This window comes from Clostridium sp. ZBS15 (assembly GCF_023845705.1).
Lineage (GTDB): Bacteria > Bacillota > Clostridia > Clostridiales > Clostridiaceae > Clostridium > Clostridium aquiflavi.
On the sequence record NZ_JAMQHY010000043.1, the window covers coordinates 1 to 26,275 of the forward strand.

Annotated in this window: 21 protein-coding genes; 16 read left to right on the top strand and 5 right to left on the bottom strand. The window is 26.5% G+C overall.

All coding sequences use genetic code 11. From position 1 onward, the window contains the following. Window positions 1–42: 42 nt before the first annotated feature. From NG904_RS13110 to NG904_RS13130, 5 genes are all read left to right on the top strand, one after another. Entirely contained in the window at window positions 43–954 is a 912-nt protein-coding gene (locus tag NG904_RS13110) for an anti-sigma-I factor RsgI family protein (protein ID WP_252231912.1), read from the top strand. A 243-nt stretch (window positions 955–1,197) separates the two neighbouring features. Then, window positions 1,198–3,138 (top strand): [FeFe] hydrogenase, group A, encoded by a 1,941-nt coding sequence (locus NG904_RS13115; RefSeq protein ID WP_252212138.1) that lies wholly within the window; start codon window positions 1,198–1,200, stop codon window positions 3,136–3,138. 316 nt (window positions 3,139–3,454) lie between these two features. After that, a complete protein-coding gene (locus NG904_RS13120; protein WP_252231913.1) occupies window positions 3,455–4,900 on the top strand; it encodes an NAD(P)/FAD-dependent oxidoreductase in 1,446 nt (481 codons plus the stop codon). Window positions 4,901–5,545: 645 nt separating this feature from the next. Further along, a complete protein-coding gene (locus NG904_RS13125; protein WP_252231914.1) occupies window positions 5,546–7,240 on the top strand; it encodes a molecular chaperone HscC in 1,695 nt (564 codons plus the stop codon). Further along, window positions 7,218–9,044 carry a J domain-containing protein gene (locus NG904_RS13130; protein ID WP_252231915.1) on the top strand — a complete coding sequence of 609 codons (1,827 nt, stop codon included), beginning with the start codon at window positions 7,218–7,220 and terminating at the stop codon, window positions 9,042–9,044. The genes NG904_RS13125 and NG904_RS13130 overlap by 23 nt, the downstream gene beginning before the upstream one ends. Before the next feature lie 496 nt (window positions 9,045–9,540). Here NG904_RS13130 and hydG read toward each other — a convergent pair whose 3' ends face one another. Both hydG and NG904_RS13140 read right to left on the bottom strand, forming a co-directional pair. Beyond that, the gene (gene hydG, locus NG904_RS13135; protein ID WP_252231994.1) at window positions 9,541–10,959 is read right to left on the bottom strand and encodes a [FeFe] hydrogenase H-cluster radical SAM maturase HydG; all 1,419 of its coding nucleotides are present in this window, start codon (window positions 10,957–10,959) and stop codon (window positions 9,541–9,543) included. A gap of 66 nt (window positions 10,960–11,025) precedes the next feature. Further along, window positions 11,026–11,274, bottom strand: a complete 249-nt coding sequence (locus NG904_RS13140; RefSeq protein WP_252212140.1) for a TM1266 family iron-only hydrogenase system putative regulator — start codon at window positions 11,272–11,274, stop codon at window positions 11,026–11,028. Window positions 11,275–12,029: 755 nt separating this feature from the next. On the opposite strand from NG904_RS13140, the gene NG904_RS13145 reads away from it, so the two are divergent. Next, window positions 12,030–12,239, top strand: coding sequence for a zinc ribbon domain-containing protein (locus tag NG904_RS13145; RefSeq protein ID WP_012423473.1), 210 nt, complete (start codon window positions 12,030–12,032; stop codon window positions 12,237–12,239). Window positions 12,240–12,315: 76 nt separating this feature from the next. Here NG904_RS13145 and NG904_RS13150 read toward each other — a convergent pair whose 3' ends face one another. After that, window positions 12,316–13,191, bottom strand: a complete 876-nt coding sequence (locus NG904_RS13150; RefSeq protein ID WP_252231917.1) for an AraC family transcriptional regulator — start codon at window positions 13,189–13,191, stop codon at window positions 12,316–12,318. Between the two features lie 167 nt (window positions 13,192–13,358). Between NG904_RS13150 and NG904_RS13155 the strand changes: the two genes are divergently transcribed. The 3 genes from NG904_RS13155 (at window position 13,359) to NG904_RS13165 (ending at window position 15,365) form a co-directional block, all read left to right on the top strand. Beyond that, window positions 13,359–13,919 (top strand): sugar O-acetyltransferase, encoded by a 561-nt coding sequence (locus NG904_RS13155; RefSeq protein ID WP_035787079.1) that lies wholly within the window; start codon window positions 13,359–13,361, stop codon window positions 13,917–13,919. Window positions 13,920–13,939: 20 nt separating this feature from the next. Then, window positions 13,940–14,527, top strand: a complete 588-nt coding sequence (locus NG904_RS13160) for a DUF1349 domain-containing protein (RefSeq protein WP_252231919.1) — start codon at window positions 13,940–13,942, stop codon at window positions 14,525–14,527. Between the two features lie 265 nt (window positions 14,528–14,792). Further along, window positions 14,793–15,365 (top strand): cytochrome b5 domain-containing protein, encoded by a 573-nt coding sequence (locus tag NG904_RS13165; protein WP_252231921.1) that lies wholly within the window; start codon window positions 14,793–14,795, stop codon window positions 15,363–15,365. A gap of 127 nt (window positions 15,366–15,492) precedes the next feature. On the opposite strand, the gene NG904_RS13170 is transcribed toward NG904_RS13165, so the two are convergent. After that, window positions 15,493–17,496, bottom strand: coding sequence for an oxidoreductase (locus NG904_RS13170; protein ID WP_252231923.1), 2,004 nt, complete (start codon window positions 17,494–17,496; stop codon window positions 15,493–15,495). 369 nt (window positions 17,497–17,865) lie between these two features. Continuing rightward, window positions 17,866–18,231, bottom strand: coding sequence for a hypothetical protein (locus NG904_RS13175; RefSeq protein ID WP_252231925.1), 366 nt, complete (start codon window positions 18,229–18,231; stop codon window positions 17,866–17,868). Window positions 18,232–18,455: 224 nt separating this feature from the next. On the opposite strand from NG904_RS13175, the gene NG904_RS13180 reads away from it, so the two are divergent. The 7 genes from NG904_RS13180 (at window position 18,456) to NG904_RS13210 (ending at window position 26,124) form a co-directional block, all read left to right on the top strand. Next, window positions 18,456–19,478, top strand: coding sequence for a hypothetical protein (locus NG904_RS13180; RefSeq protein ID WP_252231927.1), 1,023 nt, complete (start codon window positions 18,456–18,458; stop codon window positions 19,476–19,478). A 594-nt stretch (window positions 19,479–20,072) separates the two neighbouring features. Next, a complete protein-coding gene (locus NG904_RS13185) occupies window positions 20,073–21,152 on the top strand; it encodes a tetratricopeptide repeat protein (RefSeq protein WP_252231929.1) in 1,080 nt (359 codons plus the stop codon). 17 nt (window positions 21,153–21,169) lie between these two features. Then, entirely contained in the window at window positions 21,170–21,706 is a 537-nt protein-coding gene (locus NG904_RS13190; protein ID WP_252212159.1) for a metalloprotease family protein, read from the top strand. A 596-nt stretch (window positions 21,707–22,302) separates the two neighbouring features. Next, window positions 22,303–22,623: a rhodanese-like domain-containing protein gene (locus NG904_RS13195; protein WP_252231931.1), complete on the top strand. Its 321-nt coding sequence runs from the start codon at window positions 22,303–22,305 to the stop codon at window positions 22,621–22,623. A gap of 83 nt (window positions 22,624–22,706) precedes the next feature. Next, window positions 22,707–24,407 carry an FAD-dependent oxidoreductase gene (locus tag NG904_RS13200; RefSeq protein WP_252231933.1) on the top strand — a complete coding sequence of 567 codons (1,701 nt, stop codon included), beginning with the start codon at window positions 22,707–22,709 and terminating at the stop codon, window positions 24,405–24,407. 392 nt (window positions 24,408–24,799) lie between these two features. Next, window positions 24,800–25,483 carry a Crp/Fnr family transcriptional regulator gene (locus NG904_RS13205; RefSeq protein ID WP_252231935.1) on the top strand — a complete coding sequence of 228 codons (684 nt, stop codon included), beginning with the start codon at window positions 24,800–24,802 and terminating at the stop codon, window positions 25,481–25,483. 302 nt (window positions 25,484–25,785) lie between these two features. After that, entirely contained in the window at window positions 25,786–26,124 is a 339-nt protein-coding gene (locus NG904_RS13210) for a zinc ribbon domain-containing protein YjdM (protein ID WP_252212163.1), read from the top strand. Window positions 26,125–26,275: the final 151 nt, after the last annotated feature.

The following is a 26,275-nucleotide window of genomic DNA, read 5'->3' on the forward strand; positions in this document are numbered from 1 at the left end:
TAAACAAGTTTACACTATCATGAATTTTTAGGGGGATTTTATATGAAAAGAAAGTTAATTTTAAGTGGAGTAATGTTATGTTCAATGGTAATAATAGGGGGTGGAGGATACGCTTATGCTAATACTCCAGTAGCATATGTAAGTCTTGATATTAATCCAAGTGTTGAATTAGGTGTAAATAGACTTGACCAAGTTGTATCTGCTGAAGGATATAATGAAGATGGTAAAAATATATTAGAAAGTACAGATTTAAAAAATGATAATGTTAATGAAGCAGTGGGTACATTAATTGAAAATGCTATTGATAAAGGTTATATAACTTCTGATAATGAGGCAGTTATATCACTTACAACTGCTACAGATAATGCTACAATTTCAGAAGAACTTGAAGACTCATTAAAAGTTGCAGCAGATGAAGTTTTAGATAAAAATGAAATTCAAGCAGAAATTGCAGAAGATAATATTGCATTACAAAGAAGAGATGAAGCAAGAAAACTAGGAATAACACCAGGTAAATTAAATCTTATACAAAAACTTCAAGCATTAGATTCAAATATAAAAGTAGAAGATTATAAAAATCTTTCTGTAAAAGAAATACAAAAGAAAAATAAAGAATTAAGAAAAGTAACTAATGAAGAAAATAGTGATAAAATAAATGACGATTTAAATAACAATTATGAAAACAATATTTCTGATGAAGAAATAGAAAATAAAATTCAGCGAGAAGATTCTACTAATTATTTAGAAAAAGAAAATGTACTTAAACAAGAGAAGAAGAATAGTGATAATAACAGTAATAACAATAAAGATAAAGAGTTTAATCAAAATAAACCAGAAAAACAAGAAGAAAATAATTCTTCAAATTCAAAAAATGATAATTTAAATAAAGCAGAACAAAAAGAGAATAATAATTCTTCATTAAATTCACAAAGCAAAAATTCAAATAAAAAGTAAATAATAATTATATGCCGCACTGTTATTTATGCACTGCGTTTGAAAATGGTACATGGCTAAAAAATCGACGGCTTTAAAGTGACCTTGACGATTTTTTTTAAGAGTTTATATATATAAACTCTTATTTTAATGGTTAAATATAGTGTATAATATAATTAAAGAGTAATTATCTTTACATAAAATAAATTTTAATGAAAAACTTAAAATTATTTAATATGATTTTAAATTTAGGGAGTTGATATTATGTCACACAAAAAGAATACATATATACAAAGTTTATTAGGTTCCGTATTTTCAACTTTTAGTGAAGGGGAATTGAAAGAAATAACAGGAAATGAAAAAAGAAGTATAGCTATTTGCGGAAAAATAAATAATCCAGGAATAATAGAAGTTCCAGAAGGTGCAACGCTTAGAGATATATTAGAGCTTTGTGGAGGTCTTGTACACAATAGTAGTTTTAAATCTGCTCAGATAGGAATTCCTTTTGGTGGTTTTTTAAATGAAAGTAGCTTGGACAAAGAATTTGATTTTGGATTATTTTATGAAAATATTAGTAGAGCTATTATTGTTTTATCAGAAGAAGATTGTATAATCCAATATGGAAAATTTTACATAGAATATTTGCTGGCAAAAATTAAAGATGGTACTTATGAAAATTATAAAATAGTTAAAGATGAAATAACTAGAATGCTTAAGGTTTTAGACAGAATAAGTAAGGGTGTATCTGATATGCGTGATGTGTATATTTTAAGAAGTCTTGCAGATATTGTAAAAGATAAGATGAATCAAAAGCATAATATAATGGAAGAAATAGTTGAAAATTTTTATGAAGAAATAGAAGAACATATAGAAGAAAAGAAATGCTATACAGCACAATGTAATCATCTTATAAAGTTAACAATTACAAAAAAATGTATTGGATGTGGAAGCTGTAAAAGAGCTTGTCCTGTTGACTGCATAGAAGGAGAATTAAAAAAGCAACATAATATAGATTACAACAAATGTACTCATTGTGGAGCATGTATATCAGCTTGTCCTGTTGATGCTATAACAGCAGGAGATAATACAATAAAGTTTCTTAGAGATTTAGCTACACCTAATAAAATTGTAATTACTCAAATGGCACCAGCTATAAGAGTTGCAATAGGTGAAGCATTTGGATTTGAACCAGGGGAAAATGTAGAAAAGAAGATAGCAGCTGGTCTTAGAAAATTAGGAGTGAATTATGTTTTTGATACTACTTGGGGAGCTGATTTAACTATAATGGAAGAGGCCGCAGAACTTCAAGAAAGACTTGAAAAATATTTGGCAGGAGATGAAAGTGTTAAGCTTCCAATTCTTACTTCATGTTGTCCTTCATGGATTAAGTTTATAGAAAATAATTATGCAGATATGTTGGAAGTTCCTTCTTCTGCAAAATCACCGATGCAGATGTTTGCTACCATAGCAAAAGAAATATGGGCAAAGGAAAAAGGGCTTTCAAGAGAAGAAGTAACTTCAGTTGCTATTATGCCATGTGTTGCTAAAATATATGAGGCATCAAGAGTAGAATTTTCGGTAGATATGAATTACGATGTTGACTATGTAATTACTACAAAAGAACTTATAAAAATATTTGAAAATTCAGGAATAGATTTAAAAGAAATTGAAGATGAAGAAATAGATACTGTTATGGGAGAATATACTGGTGCTGGAATTATTTTTGGTAGAACTGGAGGCGTTATAGAAGCTGCCACTAGAACAGCAATTGAAAATATGACAGGAAAAAGAATTGATAATATAGAATTTGAAGGCCTTAGAGGCTGGGATGGATTTAGAATTTGTGAACTTGAAGTAGGTGATCTTAAGCTTAGAATAGGGGTTGCACATGGACTTAAAGAAGCTGCAAAGATGCTAGATAAAATAAGATCAGGTGAAGAATTCTTTCATGCAATAGAAATAATGGCTTGTGTAGGTGGATGCGTAGGTGGCGGTGGCCAACCTAAAATAAGAAAAAATAAACAACAAGTTTTAGAAAAAAGGGCAGAAGGATTAAATGAAATAGATAGAAGTAAAGTGCTTAGAAGATCTAATGAAAATCCAGAAGTAATTGCTCTCTATGAGAAATATTTAGATCATCCATTAAGCCACAAGGCTCATGAATTACTTCATACAAAGTATTTTCCAAAAGTTAAAAAAAGATAATCCATAGGTAAACATAGGATGTTTATTTTAAAAATTAAATTTATAACCCAAAAAAGTTAGCAATGCAAAAAATCAACCTGTAGTTAATATGGGTTGATTTTTTTATTTTTAAATAAATCACTTATTCATATCAAGTATTTTATATAAATTTATTATACATAATATATAATGTAAAGAATAAGAAAATTAAATTTCTAAATTTTAAAAGTTTTATGAAATTATACTAGTATTTTATTTTTAAAAGTTGTAAAATAATATTAATTAAATAATAATAAATATCATTTAATATAAAATGTTAAATTTGGGAGGGCAATTTATGTATGATGTTAGTATTATAGGAGCAGGAATAGTTGGATCAGCTATTGCTAGAGAATTATCAAAATATGATTTAAAAGTGTGTCTTATAGAGAAGGAAGAGGATGTTGCAACAGGAGCTTCAAAAGCAAACAGTGGTATTGTACATGGTGGATATGTAGCTAAATATGGAACTTTAAAAGGTGAATTATGTATAAAAGGAAATAGTATGTATAGTCATCTTGAAAAAGAACTTAATTTTGGATATAGAAAACCAGGTGCATTAGTAATAGGATTTAATGAAGAAGATGAAAAGAAAATAGAAGATTTATATGAAAATGGTTTAAAAGTTGGATGCAATGATTTAGATATAATACATGGAGATAAAATAAAAGAATTAGAACCTCATATAAATAAAGAAGTAAAAGTTGCATTATATGCTAAAAGTGTTGGAGTAGTTTCTCCTTATGAGATGACAATAGCACTTACTGAGAATGCAATAGAAAATGGAGTAGATTTAAAATTAGAAACAACAGTATTAGGTATAGAGAAAAAAGATGAAGCTTTTAAAATAAGTACAAATAATGGAATAATAGAGAGTAAGTATGTTGTAAATGCAGCGGGGCTTTATAGTGATAAAATAGCTAATATGATAGGATTAAATCAATTTAAAATATTGCCTAAAAGAGGACAGTATGTACTTTCTACAAAAGATCAAGGATATCTTGTAAATAGAGTTATCTTCCCAGTTCCTACAGAAAAGGGAAAAGGAATACTGGTTACTACAACTTATCATGGGAATTTTATGATAGGACCTGATGCTGAACAAACAGATGATAGAGAAGACATAGGAACAGATAAAGAAAGCATTGAAAATATAATAGAAACAGCAAGAAAGTCTATACCAAATTTTGATGTGAGTAAAGCTTTAACTACTTTTGCAGGGGTAAGAGCAGTTAGTAGTTCAGGCGATTTTGTCATAGGTGAAAGTAATATTAAAGGATTTATAAATGCTGCAGGCATAGATTCACCAGGGGTAACATCTTCACCAGCTATAGCAGAAAAAATAGTTGAAATTATTAAAGAATCTGGATTAAAGTTAATTAAAAATGAAAGATTTAATCCGTATAGAAAACCTATAATAATTAAAAAGGACAAAGATTTTGCTGGAAAGATAGATGATGAAGATCCAAAGAAAAATATAATATGCAGGTGTGAATGTGTGACTGAAGCAGAGATAATAGATGCAATGAATAGAGGGATTCCAATAAAATCTACAGATGCTATAAAAAGACGTACAAGAGCAGGAATGGGATTTTGCCAAGGTAATTTTTGCAGACCTAGAGTAAAAGAGATAATATCAAGAGAGATGAATATTTCAGTAGAAGAAGTTACAGTAAGAGGAAAAAATGAAGGGGAACCACCTAAAAGAGTAAATATAGATATTATTAGAAATTGCAATAAGTAAAATAAGAGTAATTTGTAACAATTTTTTATACTCGTTACATAATATATAGCGCAACAAATGAGGTGGATGGCAGGAAAAAGATACAGTGAATAATTGTGATACACATATATAATGTAAAATGAAGTTATTGTTAAATCAGCATTATAATGTTCATATAGAAAGTCCTGCACACCAGGAAATCGACTGTGTATGGTGTAAAGAGACTTGTAAAATCATATATGATATAGCTATAGTAGAATAAAATTGGGCTGTTGTAAAATAAATATTTATCAACAGCTCCCTATTGTTATGTTATTAAATATCTAGGGAAGAAGTATGATAAATATATGTGCTGGGGGTAATTTTATTTAAATAGATTATTAATTTTTGATTTTTGTAAATTATAATATAAAATTATAAGGAAATTAAAAGAATAAAAGTTATAAATTTGAAAATATTAAACTTAAATGATATAATATTTAAGAATGCTAAAAAAGAATTAATGAAAGTTATAAAATATAGTAGTTTACATAATGTTTTGCATGGATAAATAGAGATAATTATACATAAAATATATTTATAAATATCATAACACCAAAATAAGAGTCTGTGTAGTTTAGGCTCTTATTTTTATATAAAGTTAAGCTTATATAGTAGGAGGTAATCATGGCGATTATAGGAATAGATTTAGGAACTACAAATAGCTTAGTTGCTATTTGGAAAGATGGACAACCCACAATTATACCAAATGTATTAAAAAAATATCTAACACCTTCAATTGTTAGTGTAGATGAAAATGGTGAGATATTAATAGGTGATGTGGCAAAGGAAAGACTTATAACTCATCCAGAATTAACAGCATGTAATTTTAAAAGATTTATGGGAACATCAAAAAAATTTAATATGGGGTGTTATACATTTAGTCCAGAAGAATTATCTTCATTTATTTTAAAATCATTAAAAGAAGATGTGGAAAAATATATAGGTGAAGAAATTTCAGAAGCAGTTATAAGTGTTCCAGCATATTTTAATGATGCACAACGAAAAGCCACTAAAAGCGCAGGAGAACTTGCTGGTCTTAAAGTTGAAAGATTAATTAGTGAACCAACAGCAGCAGCGTTAGCTTATGGGATTAATCAAAAAAATGAAGAAACTCAATTTTTAGTATTTGACTTAGGCGGAGGGACTTTTGATATTTCAATACTTGAATTATTTGAGGGGGTTATGGAAGTAAAATCTATAGCTGGCGATAATTATTTAGGTGGTGAAGATTTTAATAAATTATTAGTAGATTATTTTGCAACAAAGAATAATTTAAATATAAATTCATTAGATAAAAAGACATTATCAGTTCTTTCTAAACAAGCAGAACTTTGTAAAAAAACATTATCAGACAAGGAAATTGCTAACATGAGCTTAATTATAAATGAAAAATGTTTTGAAATAGAAATAAATAGAAGTAGATTTGAAAAAATATGTTCAGATATAATTTTGAGATTAAGACATCCAGTAGAAAGAGCTCTTAGGGATGCAGATATATCTCCAATAGATATTGAAGCCGTAATTTTAATTGGGGGAAGTACAAGAATGCCACTTATTAGGTCTATAGTTAGCAAGATGTTTAATAAGCTGCCTTATTCGAATATAAACCCAGATGAAGCTGTAGTTTTAGGTGCAGCTATACAAGGTGCTCTAAAAGAAAGAAATTCTGATTTAGAAGAGTTAGTATTAACAGATGTATGCCCATACACTTTAGGTGTAAATGTAGTTGAATATTTAGGGGAAGATGGTTATGAAGATGGATATTTTTTACCTATAATTGAAAGAAATTTACCAATTCCAATAAGTAAAGTGAAAAGCTTAGTAACAGTTATGGATAATCAAAAGGAAATAAAAATAGATGTATACCAAGGTGAAAGCAGAAAAGTTGAAAACAACATAAAGCTTGGAGAATTAGAAATTTCAGTTCCACCTGCAAAGGCTGGACAGCAAATGGTTGATGTTAGATATACATATGATATTAATGGTTTACTAGAGGTAGAAGTACTTACAATAACTACTGGAGAAAAGAAGTCGATAGTAATTCAAAATTCTGAAAAGTATATGTCAGAAGAAGAAATAAAAGACAGAATAAAATTTCTTGAAGAGATTAAAATTCATCCAAGGGATAAAACAGAAAATAGATTACTTTTAGCTAGGGGAGAAAGACTATATGAAGAATCTCTTGGCGATAAGAGAGATTATATATCAAAATTATTAATTGAATTTGAAAAAATTTTATCAACTCAAAATTCTGTAAATATAGAAAAAGGTGCAAAATTATTTTCTAAAAGATTAGATGAATTGGAGAAATACTATTAATATGAACTGGTGGGATATTTTAGAAATAAGCTATGATAGCGATATAAAGACTATAAAAAAAGCTTATGCAAAATTACTTAAAATACATAATCCGGAAGATGATGCAGAAGGATATCAAAGATTAAGAGAGGCATATGATAAAGCTATAAAATGTGCAAAGAAAAATAAAGAAAATATTTTAAATAAAGAATCAGATAATAGTATATCTAAAAGTACGAATTACCAATTAAATATAGTTGAAGATGTAGATATAGTTGAAGATGATGTTAATTCAGAAGAAATCATAATAAGTAAAGATAATACGAAGAATTACGAAAAAAGTGAAGAAAATAATGCAAACATAGAAGAACAAATTGAAGAATTTTCAAACAGATTAAACTCAATTTATATGGATAAATCACTATTAATAGATGTATATGAATGGGACAAGTTGTTGAATATGGATGCAGTTTGGAATGTTCATAGTTTCCAAATTATAGAGGATAAGATGATTAGATTTTTATTGGAAACTAAAAATTTACCTGTAATGATTTGGGTTAAATTAGATAAGTATTTTAATTGGAGTAAAAACGAAGTAGACTTATATAAGAAATATGATAGAAAATATGTAGATGAATTTATTAAAATTTTAAGAAATTGTAATAAAGTTAAATGCTACAATACTAATAAATTTAGATATGAATATTTAAAGTTGATAAATGCTAAATTTATCGATGAATATTTAAATTTAAGAGAAAATGCATATGAATCATTAAATAATAATAAATTTTATGAAGCAAAAGAATATTTATTTTTTGCATATAAAATATTCAAAAATGATCCTATTTTATTGAGTTTTATAGCAGAGTTTTATTTTAAAATTAATGATATTGATAATTCACTAAAATTTTATAAAACAGCTTTTAAAATAGATAATGCAAATTTAGATTTAGCTTTAAGTATTGGAAATATTTTGAGCATGAAACAATCTTATGAAGAAGCTATACCATATTTGGATTTTTATTTATCAAAAGATACTAATGCAAAGGCACTGTATAATCTAGGTATTGGCTATTATTATACTGATAATTTAAGTTTAGCAAAAGAAAACTTTATAAAATTTTTAGAGATATATCCTAGAAATAGGAGTGCAAAAAAATATTTAAATAATACAGAAGAAAGATTAAAAGGATCACAAGTTAAAATAATAAAAGCTAAAGAGTATAAGGCTCCAATGAAAAAAATAGTGAAAAAAGAAATTCAACATAAAAAGTCTGAATTTTTATCAAAAAGAATCAGTTCTGTTTTGATTATATTTTTTATGATGGTAATATTATTAGCTTTGGCAATAAATTTTAAGAATAATAATTTAGAAGATAAAAAATTTATAGCTGTAAACGAAGTTAATGAATTTAGAAACATGGATTATAATACAAATTTAAAAGTAAAGTTAAATGATATCAAAGATACTAAATATTATAAAATCTCAGAAGCATTTAAAGATGAGAATATAGTTTCAGAAGAAATTATAAAAGATAATAATTTATCATATAAGATAGAAGGAAAAATATACATAGGGATGTTGAAAGGAGCCATAATTATATTTAGTAGTGAAAAGCCTATAAAAGCTAATGATTATTATGAATATGAAGTTAAGGGAGCTAAAAGTAATATTGAAAATAGTACTTTTAATCAAATAGTAATAGATTTTGAGTCATATTATAAAAGTAATTATTTTTGGACTATGGGACAGTATATAGATACATCAGAAAAAGAAATTCATAAAGCAGAAAGAAGTAGTGAGTTAATATTTAAAAAAGATTGAGAGGGAACAAAGAAAATAATAACTGCAAAAAACTTTAAAAATAGTAAATATACTGGAAATTATTTAATCACTTTAAATAATATCAAACCTTTAGATTGTTATTTATTTGAAGAGAAGCCAGGAACATATAATTTTTATGATGAAAAAGAAGTCACTAAAGAAGATTTATTTAATAAAAAATATGTTCAACATTTGTTGGAACAATTGACGATTTAAATATAATGTTTATAGATTCTAATTTTTCAATAAATTCAATAGAAAATAATAAATATACTGTTAAAGGTAAAAAAATACTTATTTGGATCAGATGAATTAACAAAGATAAAAACTGAAGATGGGTAAGAAATCTATATATTTAAAAATTATATAGATAATTCAGAATTTGAATAAATTAAAGTTTGCAAAAATATAAATTTTTGGTTTAAATTATATGTAAGTGTATTATATTTAAATAGAGGCTATTGCAAAATAATATGCAATAGCCTTTGAATTGATATTAGAATCTAAAGTCACGTTTACCTTCATTTAATTCTTCTAAATGTTTAATTACTACCTCTTTAACTTTATCACTTGGAATTCTAGTAATTTCTTTTGATATTACTTTTTCACCATTTTTTTTAATTTTTAAAGAAGCATAATCTTCTAAGTATTCTTTTAAAGTCATTAAAGCATTAGGCTGACAACAGTTTGCTATTTGACCAGATTTAACAAGACTCATAAATCTATCCCCAGTTCTTCCTTCTCTATAACAAGCAGTACAGAAACTAGGAATGTGTCCCATCTCTAATAACCAGTTAACTATTTCATCCAATGTTCTATTGTCATTTACATCGAATTGAGCAGAATTATCTTCTTCTTTTTCTTTTTCAACGTATCCACCAACGCTTGTACAAGAACCACCACTTAATTGTGAAACACCAACTTTTAAAAGTTTTTCTCTTGCTTCTTGAGATTCTCTTGTAGAAACAATAATTCCTGTATATGGTACTGCAATTCTAAGAATAGCTACTATTTTTTCTAATAATTCATCTGAAATTGCATTTGCAAAATCTTCAGGATTTATATCATCAGCAGGTCTTATTCTAGGAACACTTATAGTATGAGGGCCAACTCCTTTAGCAGCTTCTAAATGTTCAGCATGCATTAATAGACCAACAAAATCATATCTATAAAGATTTAATCCAAATAAAACACCACAACCAACATCATCAATTCCACCATCCATAGCTCTATCCATAGCTTCTGTATGATAAGCATAATCATGTTTTGGTCCAGTTGGGTGAAGTTTTTCATAAGCTTCTTTGTTATAAGTTTCTTGGAATAAAATATATGTTCCAATTCCAGCTTCTTTAAGTTTTCTATAGTTTTCAACTGTTGTAGCTGCTATATTAACATTCGCTCTTCTTATAGCACCATTTTTATGTTTTATGCTATAAATAGTTTTTATACTTTCAAGAACATATTCTATTGGATTATTAATAGGATCTTCTCCAGTTTCTAAAGCAAGTCTTTTATGTCCCATATCTTGAAGAGCAATTACTTCTCTCTTAATTTCTTCTTGAGTTAATTTCTTTCTACTTATATGTTTGTTTTGATGATGGTATGGACAATAAGTACATCCATTTACACAATAATTTGATAAATAAAGAGGTGCAAACATAACAATTCTATTTCCATAAAATTTTTGTTTTATCTCTTTAGCTAAATCATGTATTTTGGCTATTTCTTCATCTAAATCACATTCAAGTAGTACAGCAGCTTCTTTATGAGAAAGGCCTTTATATTCTTTTGCCTTTTCTAAAATTTCATTAATTAAAACTTTATTTCTCTTATTTTCTTCTGCAAACTTAAGAGTTTCTAAAATCTCTTCGTTATTAATAAATTCAGTTGCTATACTTGATTTTACATTATACATGTCAAACATCTTCTTTCCATATTAATTTTATTAAAGCTGTTCTGACAACATTAAAGTTAATAGGGATTAATTTGTTTTTGAATACATAGTTTTTACATTTATGCCTTTAAGCATACCCAATTTACCTGATAATGAACTTATAATATCATTACTAGCATCAACTACAATACTTATAATGGCAAGATTTTTTTCCTTATAAGGAAGTCCCATTCTTCCAATTATATATTTATTATAATCATGCAAGATAGTATTTACTTTTTCAGTTACAGTTGTATCTTGAACTATTATGCCTATTAAAGCAATTCTTGTATCCATAAATATCCATCCCTTCTTAAATATTAAGTAAATAACAAAATTCATAATGTGATAATGAACTTTGAATTTTTATCAATATGCCTTTTTAAAATTTGTATAAAACCAATCTGGCACAAAATAAAAAACTCTATGCAAAAAAGGCATAGAGATAAATACTTAATTATATATTTGCCTTCTCATTTGGGTAGAACCCTCATGTATTTCAGAACATTTTTAAAATTTTTACCTTTTCTCTCAGGAATATCCTTAAAGTAAGGGTTAAATTAATTTTATCACATATTAATCTTTTTATCAAAGAGTATAATTTAAAATATTTTTAGCATATCTAGGGACATTCTTATATGAAATTATTTGGTGAAATTTTTATGGCATGTAACTATTACTATATTGTATAGACTTTTACAATACAATGACTTATATAAAACTTTCAAAATATAGTTTAAGACAGTTATTTGTAAGTTTTCATAATATATTTAGAAGATTTCTATTATAAGGTAAGTTATAATTTATAATGTAAATTTAAGGATAGATTAAGGAAAAGTATAAATTAGATATGTTAATATAATAATTAAAGAAGATTGTCTATGCTTTATCATGGTGTTTATATGTATAAGCAAAACTGGATATGTAATTATTTAAAAGCACGGGCAAAGTAATAAATAAAAATATTAAAAATAATAAGAAATGTAATGTTAGTTAGAAGGATAAGTGGCTTTTTATCAAATATTACAACTAAATTATACAAGGAGGATGTTATGGAAAAACGTCAATATGTTTGTTCAAAATGCGGATGTAATAAATATGAGAGTGATCAATTTCAAGCAACTGGTGGAAACTTTGCTAAGATATTCGATATTCAGAATAAGAAGTTTATTACAATATCCTGTTCTCAATGTGGTTATACAGAATTGTACAAGGCCAATACAAAGGGCGGATGGAATGTATTAGATTTTCTAATGAGTTAATTTACGTACTAATAGATATACATTAAAGAAAAATTTTCTTATTTTTATAACAAAACAAGGCTTTAAATGATATTATTTAAAGCCTTGTTTTAAATTCTTTAGGAGTTGTATTATATTTTTCTTTAAAACTTCGAATAAAATAGGATATATTAGTAAAGCCAACTTCCAATGAAATTTCAGTTATAGATAAATCAGTATTTGAAATTAAACTTGCAGCTTTTTCTAATCTATAATTTTTTATAAATTGAATGCAGGTTTTACCAGTGTACTTTTTGAAAAATCTCATAAAGTGATATTGATTGTAATGGCATATAGAAGAAAGTGTATTAATATCTATTTCTTTATTATAATTTTCTTGTATGTATTTGAGTATAATTTTAATTTTTTCAATTTTTTCTTTATTTAAATATGTATTATTTGTTTTCTTTTTTATCAAATTAAATTTAAATAGAAGAGAAAAATATCTAAAAAGCAATGATTTGATTTCTAGTTCAAAACCATAATATTTTGAATTATAAGTATCAGTAATATTTAATATTATATTTTTTAATTCATTATTAATAAGAGAATCTTTATTAATAATTACTGGAAGTTCAAATTCATTATTTATTATAGGAGTTATAAAGTTAACGGAACAATTATCAATAATATTGCTATTTAATTGCTCCATATTGAAAACAATAGAATTCCAAGTGCTAGAATGATTTTCTTCAGTACTAAAATAATGAAGAAATCCGCTATTTATTAGGATTATATCACCTTTTTTACAAGTATAAGAATCTGCATTGATTTTTAAATTAAATTGTCCAGATAAAACTAAAATTAATTCTAGTTCATTATGCCAATGTGCTGTTATTGATTTTTCAATATTACCTAAGGAAACATTATATATGCCTAGCGGTAGTAAAAAACTACCATGCTCTCTTTTTTCTTTACAATTATCTTTTATCATCTTATCACCATTAATGTCAGTTTTGTGTTATTTATTATCAATTTATTGCAAGTATATACTATTTAAATTAAATATAATATCATTATAGAGATATTTTTCAAAATATAAAAGTAGATAAAGTAAATTTACTGATTAAATTATAAGGGATATATAAAGGAGAATTAATTATGACTGAAAAAGAAAAAATGTTAAATGGAGACTTATATTTAGCTCTTGGAGAAGAACTATTTTCTGAAAGACAACATGCTAAAGAGGTGATTTTTGAATTCAACTCATTACACCCAAGTGACGTAGAAAAGAGAAATGAATTGATTTCAAAGTTATTTGGATATGTAGGTGAAAATTTTTATATAGAACCACCTTTTAGATGTGACTATGGATACAATATTCATTGGGGTGAAAATTCTTATGTAAATTATAATTGTACAATATTAGATTGTGCTAAAGTAACAATAGGAAAGAATGTACTTATAGGTCCTAATGTGAATATTTTCACAGCAGGACATCCATTATCACCTTCACAAAGAATTTCAGGACTAGAGTATGCACATTCTATTGAAATAGGAGATGGAGCTTGGATTGGTGGAGGAACAACTATAAATCCAGGAGTTAAAATAGGGAGAAATGCAGTAATTGGATCAGGAAGTGTCGTTACAAAGGATATTCCAGATAATGCAGTAGCTGTAGGAAATCCTTGTAGAGTTATAAGAATTATAGATGAAGAATAATACTAAATGGAGGGAAGACAATGTTATTTAAAAATAATGAAGCGTCTTGGATTTTTGAACCCAAAACATATACTATATCAGATGAAAAGATTGTTATTAAAACTGAGCCAAGAACAGATCTTTGGCAAAGAACTTATTATGGATTTCAAAACAATAATGCACCAGCATTGTTAGTTAGCACAAAAGAAAAAGAATTTTCTTTTTTAGTGAAAACTCAATTTGACAGTAATCATCGTTTTGATCAATGTGGTGTTATAATTTATCAGGATAGTGATAATTGGTTTAAAGCATCTATTGAATATCAAAATGAAGAATACCAAAGACTTGGAAGCGTAGTAACTAATTATGGTTATTCGGATTGGGCAACTACTGATATTTCTGCAAAATACAAACAAATGTATTATAGACTTAGTCGTCGTGAAAATGACTATTGTATTGAAAATTCATATGACGGAGTTAATTTTAAACAAATGAGAATTTTCCATTTATTTAAAGCAAGTGATGAAATACGTATAGGAGTATATGCTTGTAGTCCAGAAAAATCTTCATTTAATGCTGTGTTTACAGAAATACAATTTACAGAATGCAAATGGCCAGCTCATAAATAAATATTAAAGATTTTACTATAATGCTATAAAAATAAATATCCAATATTTAGATTATGCTTATTATACTATAGATATGATAATTCATTAATATTGATTTAAAACACATTCTAATATTATGACCAAGTGTAACAATAGGTAATGGCTGTGGAAAATGTCTAACTTGTAATTTGAGAAAAAATGGATATTTAGAATTTAAAAAAGAATATTTAAACATTTACTAGTTTTAAACTATACTAATATAGAGAAAAATATTTGCGAGGTAGATATGTCTATATATTTTGATGTCAAAACTATTAGAGAACTTATAGGAGATAATTATAGAGAACAAAGAGAATTTACATTAGAAGAATTAGCACAGTATGATGGAAGTAACGGAAAACCTGCTTATGTGGCCATAGAAGGTATAGTTTATGATTTAAGCGAAAAGGCAGTTTGGGCTAACGGAACACATTTTGGACTTACAGCAGGTAAAGATTTAACAGAACAATTCAAATCGTGTCATGGAGTGCCTAAATTTTTAAGTACCCTATCTAAAGTTGGGATACTTAAAGCAAATAATAGAATGAATACTGTAACTATGAACAGAAGTGAAATGCAAAATAAATCTAACTTTACTCCTGATGATTGGGTTAAATATATTACCCCATTAGTTAATCGTGCATTAGCAGAAGATAAGGCAGGAATTAATCCAGAACATTTATATCAGGAATTTATTTTATCAGGTGTACTTGTAGGATTAGGAAAAACTCCTCAGGAAGCTATTGAACAAGTTGAAGAATGGGAAAAGACAGGAGTATCAAAGTTATTGGCAATGAGTAAGATGAACAGATTTTATTAGAGATTAAAAAGTGACTATCCAACAAAATTTTTGTTAGATAGTCACTTTTTTTATTTACTATGTTTTAATTGAATGTTGAACTTTGTAAAAAAATATAAGCTCTACATCATTAAAGCAATATTAAATTTTATATATTTCTACCTACCTCAAAAGCATCCCAAATGGCAGTCAAAATATTTCTAACTTCTCTTGCATCTCCTAATAGGTATACTTCTTTATCATTAAATTTTAATTCATTATATAGCGATTTTTCAGAATTATAACCAACAGATAAAATTACAGAATCAGCAGGAATTGTCACTTCTTTATCATCTTCTATTATTATAGCACCGTCATCAGCTACTTTAGATAAGATAGATTTTGTTTTAATATCAACTTTATAAAAAGCTAATAAATCTCTTAGCATTTGGCTATTTGCATGACATATTTCAGGACCAGAAGCTAATATATCATAAAGAGCTTCAACTATAGTAACCTTCTTACCCTGTTTTACAAGCCAAAGGGCTGTTTCACAACCTACTAAACCACCACCAAGAATAACAGTTGAATTTCCAGGAGTTTTATTTCCTAAAAGTACATCTTGAGCAGTATAAACTTTATTTTTATTTCCTTCTAAATTTAATATTTTAGGTGTTGAACCTGTAGCCACAATAATTACATCTGGATTTAATTTATCAGTTAAATCTTTTGTAACTGCAATATTAAAATGAATATCGATGTTATTTTCTTTTAATTCATTTTCATACCATTTTATAAGAGCTCTGTCATCTTCTTTAAAATCAGGAACTCCTCCCGGTATAATATTTCCACCTAATTTATCTGTTTTTTCATATAAAGAAACTTTATGGCCTCTGATAGCGCAAACTCTTGCAACTTCGCATCCAGCAACACCACCGCCTATAACCATTACATTTTTGATTTCTTTAACTGTGTGTAATTCAAAGTCCTTTTCTCTACCTGTAGATGGATTTACAGCACAAGAAATTCCGCCACCAGTAGCTAATCTTCCCATGCATCCATCATGACAAGATAAACATGGACGAATGTTTTTAATTTTTTCTTCTTTAATTTTTCTAGGAATATATGCATCTGCTAAAAGTGGTCTTCCTAAAGCAATCATATCTGTTTTGCCAGTAGCAATAGCATCACTTGCTAGATCAGGATTGTCCATTCTTCCAGCAGTAATAACAGGAACTTTAAGCACTTGTTTTAACTTTTCATTTAATGAAAGATACATTCCTTTTTTAAAATACATAGGAGGGTGATTCCAATACCATGAATCATAAGTACCAGCATCAGAATTAAATGCATCGTATCCGGCCTCTTCTAGTATTTTAGCAACTTCAAGACCTTCTTTAAGATCACGACCTTTTTCTTCAAAGTCTTCTCCAGGTAAGGCGCCATCATTTAAGCCTTTTACATAACTTTTAACACTATAACGAAGGGATACTGGGTAATCTTCTCCACAAGCATTTTTTATTGATTTAAGAATTTCTATAGGTAATCTTAATCTGTTTTGTAAGCTTCCACCATATTTATCTGTTCTTTTATTAAACAATGCAATAGTAAATTGATCAAGAAGATATCCCTCATGAACAGCATGGACTTCGATTCCATCGAATCCAGCCTCTTTTGCTATAGAAGCTGATTCACCAAATCTTTTTATATAAGTTTCAATTTCTTCTATTGTAAGTTCTCTACATTTTATATCAGGTACCCATTTATGAGGTATAGCAGATGGTGCTATTGGTTGAACGCCACCAACCATGCTAGGGATACTAACACGACCAAAACCCATAGTTAATTGTAAAAATATCTTTGAATTGTATGCATGAACTCTTTCTGTAAGTACTTTTGCTGTTTTTATAAAATTTTCAGGATTAATAGTTGGACAAGGCATAGAAGGCATAGTACATTTTTCAATTTCATTTTCAACATAAGTAATACCAGTTATTATTAAACCAGTACCACCTTTTGCTCTTTCAACATAATACTCTATTCCCTGTTCATTAAAACTACCATCTTCTGAGCATAATCCAGCAGGTCCCATAGGGGCCATTACAAATCTGTTTTTAATTTCTAGATTACCAATTTTTATTGGTTCAAATAAATTTGAATATTTAGTGTCCATAAAACAACCTCCCATTTGAAAAAATTTACCAAATATATTTAGTATAGTCTAATGCAATGAAAACGTCAACATAGAATAACCAAATATTGTAATATATAACCTTAAAGAAGAAATACATAATACCTTAATATATGTTGTAAAAGTATTTAAACCTTAATAATATAGTAAATTTTTCAACTATATTATTAAGGTTTAATTTATAGTAAAGTTTAATTTTTACTGTAATTAAGTTAAATAATATATAAAAGCTGTACTAAGATTTTAGTACAGTTTTTTAGTGATGATTATGCAATCAATAATATTTTCTATGACAACTATTAATGAACTTAGTTAATAAAAGAACTATATTGTATAAATTTAATATTTTTATCACTTATTTATATTGGTATAATTTTTTATAATTTTAATGGAAAAATCTTTTTTAGAGCAATCTTCTTTATCAGCAAAAACAAAATAATAAGTAGGGGTTTTAATATCATGATATTTACACATTCCATCACAATTACCAGTGTAAATTTCTTTTACTTTAAATGCTCGTAAGATAGGTCCTTCAAAAACTAAAACTCCTACAGCTAAATTTTTATCATATAAAATATTTTTTAAGTGTACTTTAACTAATAATAATTTCCCAGTGTCCTCTAATGAGGTGTTGATTTTTTTATTTAGACAATCACAGTATTTGGGAAATACAATATGCTCTACTTCAGTTGGAATATCATAGTCATTTGTTTTCACTAGTAGTCACCTCCATATAATATTATATTTTATGTCGAAAATAATATTAATGTTACAAATTGACTTTAAGGAATGACGATAAATAGAAAGTGTATATTTTAAAATTAAAAAGTAACATTGTAAGTATATTAGAATAATCTAAATAATAAATAACATTTTGTCATATAAAAAATAGTATATATTAAGATGAAAAATATCTAAATTATTCAAAGGAGAAAGATATTATGAATGATAATATTAATTGTGAAAACACTATAGATGAAATTAGAAATTTAGAAATAAGTTATTGCTACAGTCCAACTTTAGTTGATAAATATATGAATCAAGAAACAAAAAATGTAAAACAACCTACGACTTTAGTTGCTTTAGATTGTTTTACTACTTTTGATAACCCGGATACTGCTTATACAGCAGCTACAAAAAAAATAGATATTTCAGGTATATCACAAGGAACCTTTTTAAACTCTATAACTGATGGTACTCAAACAGTTACTTTTAGTTCAAATATGCAAAAACTTAATGTACCTTCAGGTTGGAATAATTGGTCTTCACCTCCATTATCTGAAGATTCTACTCCAGATGTACTATTTTCAAACTTCCAAAATTCTATGACTATAACTTTATCTGAACCATCTTGCATTTTTGGATTTGAAATGGAAGCTAATCTTTTTGGAACATTTCCTCTTACTGTTGAATTTTATTCAGGAAATGAGTTTGTAGGAAATATAGTTAGAACAGTTACTACTCCAAATGGTGCAAGGTTATTTGCTGCAAAAACATGTTGCGATACTCCATTTGATCGTATTGAAATTATAGTACCACCGGCACTTGGATTTGGAATAGCACAAGTTAGGTACAGTACTGATTGTTCTTCTGAGTGTGATTGTTGCTGTAACGAAGCTGTTGATGCTAACTTTGTAGGTTGTGAAGAATCTACAAATGTTCCAATAGAAATTACTAACTTAAAATGTCAAGGAAGATTATTAATAGTTGATGTAACAGTAACTGCATGTGAAAATAGAAAAGTAGCTATAGGCGTATTAGTATGTGATGAGGAGGAGGAAGATGTTTTAAGATTTAAGGTTTGTGAAGCATGTATGCCAGAATCAACAACACCTGAGATACCTTGTGTAGAGAATACATTTAGGTTCTGTTTTGGATTTGAAACTGATTTATGTGATCCACTTTCATTAAAAGTAAAAACTTTTGCTGAGTATGCTTCTTTTAATTTTGAATGTGATTGCTAAGTATCATAAATTAAGGTCTTGAAATAATATAAATATTTTAAGTTAATATAATAAAATTAACCTATAGAGTAGACAAAACGTCTATTTTATAGGTTTTTTCTATTTACAAGTAAGAAAACCGATTCTTTAATAGCTTAAAAATATTAGTGTTAATAAAGTATAATTTTTTACTTATAAATATAAGTTATATAAATGAGGATTCAATATGACTATATAAAGCTAATGCATTTTAATATAGTATGTGTTAATTATTTAGAAAAAGTTACGATAATAAATATAAGCGAAGTATAACAATAATTAATTATGATTTAAACAAATGTTGATATATACATAAATAAAGTTGGAAGCTATGAAATATGCTAAAGAATTATCAGAAGAAGATGGTGAAATTAAATTAGAAAAAGTAGATGTACCAGCAGGAAGTTTTTTTATAAAAATATGTAGTAATTATTATTAGGAATTTCAAGATGACCACGATTTCATATAAAACTACAGAATTTTATATAAATTCTTTTAATTGACATATTTTGAAAAATAATGTAGAATCTCATATGTTATGCCAAAATATGTACAATTAAAGGAGGGAAATTAAATATGACAGAATACAATGAACAAACACATTCAATTTATGAAGAGAATTATCAAAGAAGCATATGTCATAAATGCGGACAAGTTAATGCAGACACTTCACAATGTAAGAATTCAATATTATGCAATAAATGTAGAGAAGAACAAATTCATTATCCAATTCCAAAGATCTTTGCAATTCTTGCTATAGGACTTATTATTCTTATAGGGATTTCATTTTTAAAATTTCCAAAAGTATTTAATAGTTATAAAATATATTCTGCGGCAGAAGATAATGCAAAAAAAGGAGAAGTAAATAGTACATTAAAAAATTTACAAAATGTATTAGAAGAATATCCTGATTCGCTAGATACCGCTGTAAAAATTATTGAAATAGCCATGGAAAATGGTAAATATAATTATGCAGGATACATAATAGATACTTATTTATCAGGAAAAGAAGCAGATAACTCAACATATACTTTAATTACTGAATACACAAAATATCTTGATTCATATTATAAAACTTATGATGCATTTGGAAATATTGTAAGCAATTTAGATGAAAATGCTAGTCCAAATGAAAAAAACCAACTAATATCAAATAATTTGAAAATTTTATTAAATGATAAGAGTCAAAATAAATCATTACTATATTATTATTTAGGATCTACATCTAATGATAATAATGCAGCTAAAGAATATCTTAGTAAATCTATTCAAGAAGACAATAATATAACTGATAGTAAAATCCAATTAGCTAATATTTTACGTAGAGAAAAAGATTTTAATAGTGCAAGAGAAAAGTTTAATACTGTATTAAATAAAGAAAATGATAATGCAGGTGCATTAAGGGGATTAGCTATAGTAGAAATGCTTGAAGGGAATAAACAAGAGGGAGTAAATCTTGCTAAAAAAGCTTATGATGCAGACCCACAAGAAACTTATGTATTAGAAACTTTAATTATTGCTCTTATAACAAATGGACAAGACGATGAAGCTGAGAAATATAAAGAAGAATATACTTCAAATGGAGACGGATTTGATGATGATATAATGAAGTTTTTAGATGGAAATATTACTATTGATGATTATTATTTAGGATAAATAGGGGGATTTAGATTATGTATTTTATACCAGGTTTTTTAATATCAGCAGTAACATTTCCAGGTGTTATTGTACACGAATTAGCACATCAAATTTTTTGCCGTTTAATGAGGGTTCCTGTATATGAAGTAAAATATTTTCAATTTAAAAATCCTTGTGGTTATGTTGTACATGAACCAGCAGATAACCCATTAAAATCTTTTTTTGTTTCAATAGGACCATTTTTAATAAATACCATTTTGGGAATGTTTATTATGTTGCCTGTATCAATAGAAGTATTTGAATTTAAAAATTATAACAATTTGTTAAATTTATTTTTAGTATGGATTGGAATATCTATATTAATGCATGCATTTCCAAGTAAAGTTGATGCAGAAAATATGATTGAATCAATATTAAAGAATAAAGAAGTGTCTATAATATTTAAAATTTTAGTAACACCAGTGATTGGACTAATTTATATTGGTGCATATGGTTCAATAGTTTGGCTTGATCTAATATATGCAATAGTAATTTCTATATTATTACCCCAAATATTAGTTCTAATATTTTAATTATGAGAATACTATAAATTAAAATTATTATTAATAGCAAATAATATTAAATAAAAACTCCTTTAGATACATAAAATATCTAAGGGAGTTTTTTAATAATACAATTAAAAATAAAGAATAAATATTTAGAACTTGAACAAAATAGTAGTATAAAATTATAATAAAAATTTATTTTAGGAGCGATAAATATTATGAGTGAAAAACATGATTGTTCTTGTGCAAGCCAACAAGAAAAGGAGAAGAAAGCTAATAATTGTGGAGTTAAACATAGTAAAAAGACACATAAAAAAGATTAATAAAAATTCCTTTAGATACACAAAATATCTAAAGGAATTTTTTATTATTTAAGAAAGTACAAAGAGCTGAAGTCTTTAAATAACTTAAATTATAATTTAGGTCAATGATAAAAAAAGGTAACCTAAAAAGCATATATAATGATAGATTTTTTTGTTTTTACTTATTGCTAAGTGATAAAGTCACAGTAGAAAATACATATGTTAATTATAATGAAATTAACAAGTTAGAGATGAGTTTTTATAAGAAATAGATATTTAAATTTCTTATAAAAGATTAATATAAAAAACAGGAGGAAGAATATGTTTGGATTTTTAAAAAGAGAGAATGGAAAAGTAATTAATGTTAATGATATTGATGATTTAATAGGAAAAGTTGAACTTATTGATATTAGAGAAGATTATGAATATAAAAATGGAAGCATAAAATCTGCTAAAAATATTCCAATGGATATGCTTTTAGATGAGCCTAATAAATATTTAAATAAAGATAAAGAATATTACATAATGTGCCAATCAGGGGGAAGAAGTGCAAGAACATGTAGTAGTCTTAGAAAACAGGGATATGATGTTATTAACGTTTCTGGAGGGGTAGGATCTTATGTTGGCTCAAAAAAGAGGTAACTTAAGTTAATGTTTTAAAACAGTGTTGATATTATAGTGTAAAGTTAAAAATCAAGTTACATAATAATTAGGAGGATGATATTATGAAAAAGAAAATATTAATAGTAGGTGGAGTTGCGGGAGGAGCCTCAGCAGCTGCAAGACTTAGAAGAAATAGTGAGGAAGATGAAATAATAATGTTTGAAAAAGGACCTCATGTATCTTTTTCAAATTGTGCACTACCTTATCATTTAAGTGGAGTAATAGATTCTCCTAATAGATTAGTTTTAATGAGTCCAGAAAAATTTATATCACAATATAATATTAAAGCAAGAGTAAATAATGAAGTTATTTCAATTAATAGAAAAAATAAAACTGTAGATGTCAAAGATTTAATGAGTGGAGAAGTTTACAAAGAATCTTATGATAAACTTATTTTATCTCCAGGAGCACATCCAATAGTGCCTAATATACCTGGTATTGAAAAAGTTAATGTTTTTACAATAAGAAACGTAGTTGACATAGATAAATTAAATAGATATTTAAAGGAGATAAATAGTAATGATGTAGCTGTAATTGGGGGTGGTTACATAGGCGTAGAAGCTGCTGAAAATTTAAGAAAAGCAGAATTTAATGTATCACTTATAGAAGCTACTAAACAAATTTTAAAACCTTTTGATTATGATATGGTACAAATACTTCATAAGGAAATTTATGATAATGGTGTAAATTTAATCGTTGGAGATAAGGTTGAGCGTTTTGAAGAAGATACTATAGTTTTGTCATCAGGAAAAAAAGTGAATGCAAGTGCAGTTGTTATGGCAATAGGAGTTGCACCAGAAGTAACTTTAGCTAAGGATGCGGGAATAGAACTTGGAGAAACAGGCGCAATAAAAGTAGATAAAAACTATAAAACAAACGATGATAGTATTTATGCTGTAGGTGATGTAATTGAAGTGTATAATTCCCTTACTCATTCTATGACTAAATTATCACTAGCTGGACCAGCTCAAAAGGCAGCAAGGAGTGTAGCAGATAATATAAACAATAAAAGTACAATAAATAAAGGATATATAGGATCATCAGCTATAAAGGTATTTAATTATAATGGAGCATCAACAGGATTAAATGAATCATTAATAAAAGTTCTTAATATGAATATAAATTATGATATAGTAAATATAATACTTAATGATAAAGTTGGAATAATGCCGAAATCTTCACCAATATACTTTAAAATGCTTTATGAAGTACCAACTGGGAAAATATTAGGTGCTCAAGCTATAGGTAAAGGTGATGTTACTAAAAGAATAGATATAATGGCTACAGCAATAAAATTTGGTGGAACAGTAGAAGATTTAAAAGATTTAGAATTATGTTATGCACCACCATTTTCAACAGCAAAAGATGTTGTTAATTATGCAGGATATGTTGGATCTAATTTACTAAATAATGATTTTAAGCAAGTTAACATAGATAAGGTTAGGGAACTTGTAGAAAATAATGCTGTAATAATAGATGTTAGAGAAAGAAGAGAATATGAAAATGGTCATATAAAAAATTCAAAAAATATACCATTAAGTGAACTTAGAGAAAGAGTAGATGAAATACCAAAAGATGCACCAGTATACCTTCATTGCAGAACAGGACAAAGAAGTTATAATGCAACTTTAGCACTTCAAAATTTAGGATATACTAATGTTTATAACATAACAGGAAGCTTTTTAGGACTATCTTTTTATGAGTATTATAATGATAAGACTATGAATAGAAATAGTATTGTTACAGAATATAATTTTAAATAATAGAATAAAATCGCCTAGTCGACTTTAGAACCATGCATATTTCCAAATGCAGTGCAGGAATAATGATATGGTATATGATATTAAAATATATAGTTATAGGTAGTCTAAATTAAAATTAGACTACCTATTAAAGTTTACATCAATTTCTGCTAATAATGAAAGTTGAAGGAATATAGCTTTCAGAAGTTTTAAGTTTAGCTATTAAGTTATGTTCATTTCCATCAGAATGTTCAGCAATCTTAAATGCATCTTTAATTAATAAATAATTTTATAATCTTTTTTAATTTTGTTTTAAATAGTATAATGCTAGTAAATTATTGTAATAAAGAGCATTATATTAAAAACGACTTAAATTATAAAGCTAAAATAATATATTTTTAGATGGAGGAATTATGGAAAAAAGTAATTTTGCAAGTAATGTTAGAGAAAAGAACTTAAAAGAATTTTATGAAATTTATAAAGTTTTAGAGTATATTGACAAAGAAAACAATAAAATAATAAGTAAAAAAGCAAAATTTAAAACATTAAATGCTGATGAGTATATATCATCTGGAAATTGTACCTGCGAAGGCATCATATTTGTTATAAATGGAACAATAAAAATACAGAGAATTAATGAAAATGGAGAAGAAACAAATCTTTTTAATATTAAAAAGGGAGAACTATGTCATGAGGCATTAAGCTGTCTTTTAAATTTTAAATCATTAAATATTATAGGAAAAGCACTCCAACAATCTAAAATATGTATAATTCCGTTTGAAATAGTAACAGAACAGCTATTTAAAGATAGTGAGTTTTTAAAATATATGTATAAAGATATATATAGTAAATTTAATACTGTCATAGAAAAGAAAGAAGAAAAGAGACATGATTCATTAGAAACTAGAATTGCAAAGCTACTCATAAGTAAGAAAAACAAAATTGTTTATAGCACACATAAAGAACTTGCTTTTGAAATTGATTCTACTAGAGAAGTTGTTAGTAGAAAGTTAAAGAAATTTGAACAAATGGGATATGTAAATTTAGAACGAGGAAAAATAATTATTTTGAAGGATTTAAATGAATTTATAAAGTAGTAGTATGAAAATATCATTTTTTAAAGCTATAATAGTGTTTTTAGGTAAATATAAAGAATATTGGTTGTTTAAGCATCAATTAAAATAATTTGTCAATATAATAATACTATGATATTATATAAAACTGTGAGAAATTTTTGCTATTTAGAGAGCAAGTTTACTAAAGAAATAATAACCTGAAATTTTATTAATATTTAAAATAAACAATACAAAAAAGATGTGAATTACTATTTTTATGAGGTTAACAGCATAAGAATGGTTTTTATATATTAAATTAATAAACAATGGAGGAAATGAATTTTATGAATACTTTACCAAATTGTCCAAAGTGTAATTCAGAATATACTTATGAAGATGGAAATCTATTTATTTGCCCAGAATGTTCTTATGAATGGACTTTAGAATCAGAAAAACAAGCTGCAGAAGAAACTTTAGTTAAAGATGCTAATGGAAATATATTAAATGATGGTGATTCTGTAACAGTAATTAAAGATCTTAAAGTAAAGGGAAGCTCATCATCTATAAAGATAGGAACAAAAGTTAAAAATATACGTTTAGTTGATGGAGATCATAATATTGATTGCAAAATTGATGGATTTGGAGCTATGCAATTAAAGTCTGAATTTGTTAAAAAGATATAATTTTATTATAAAACTAATTTAAAACATAGCCTAATAATAAAATAATCCTTGTTAAGTAGATGCAGTAAAAGTGCTGCCATAAAATCTATTTAACAGGGTTATTTTTGTGTAGAAAAATATATTTAGATATAAATAATTTTTTCTTTCAATT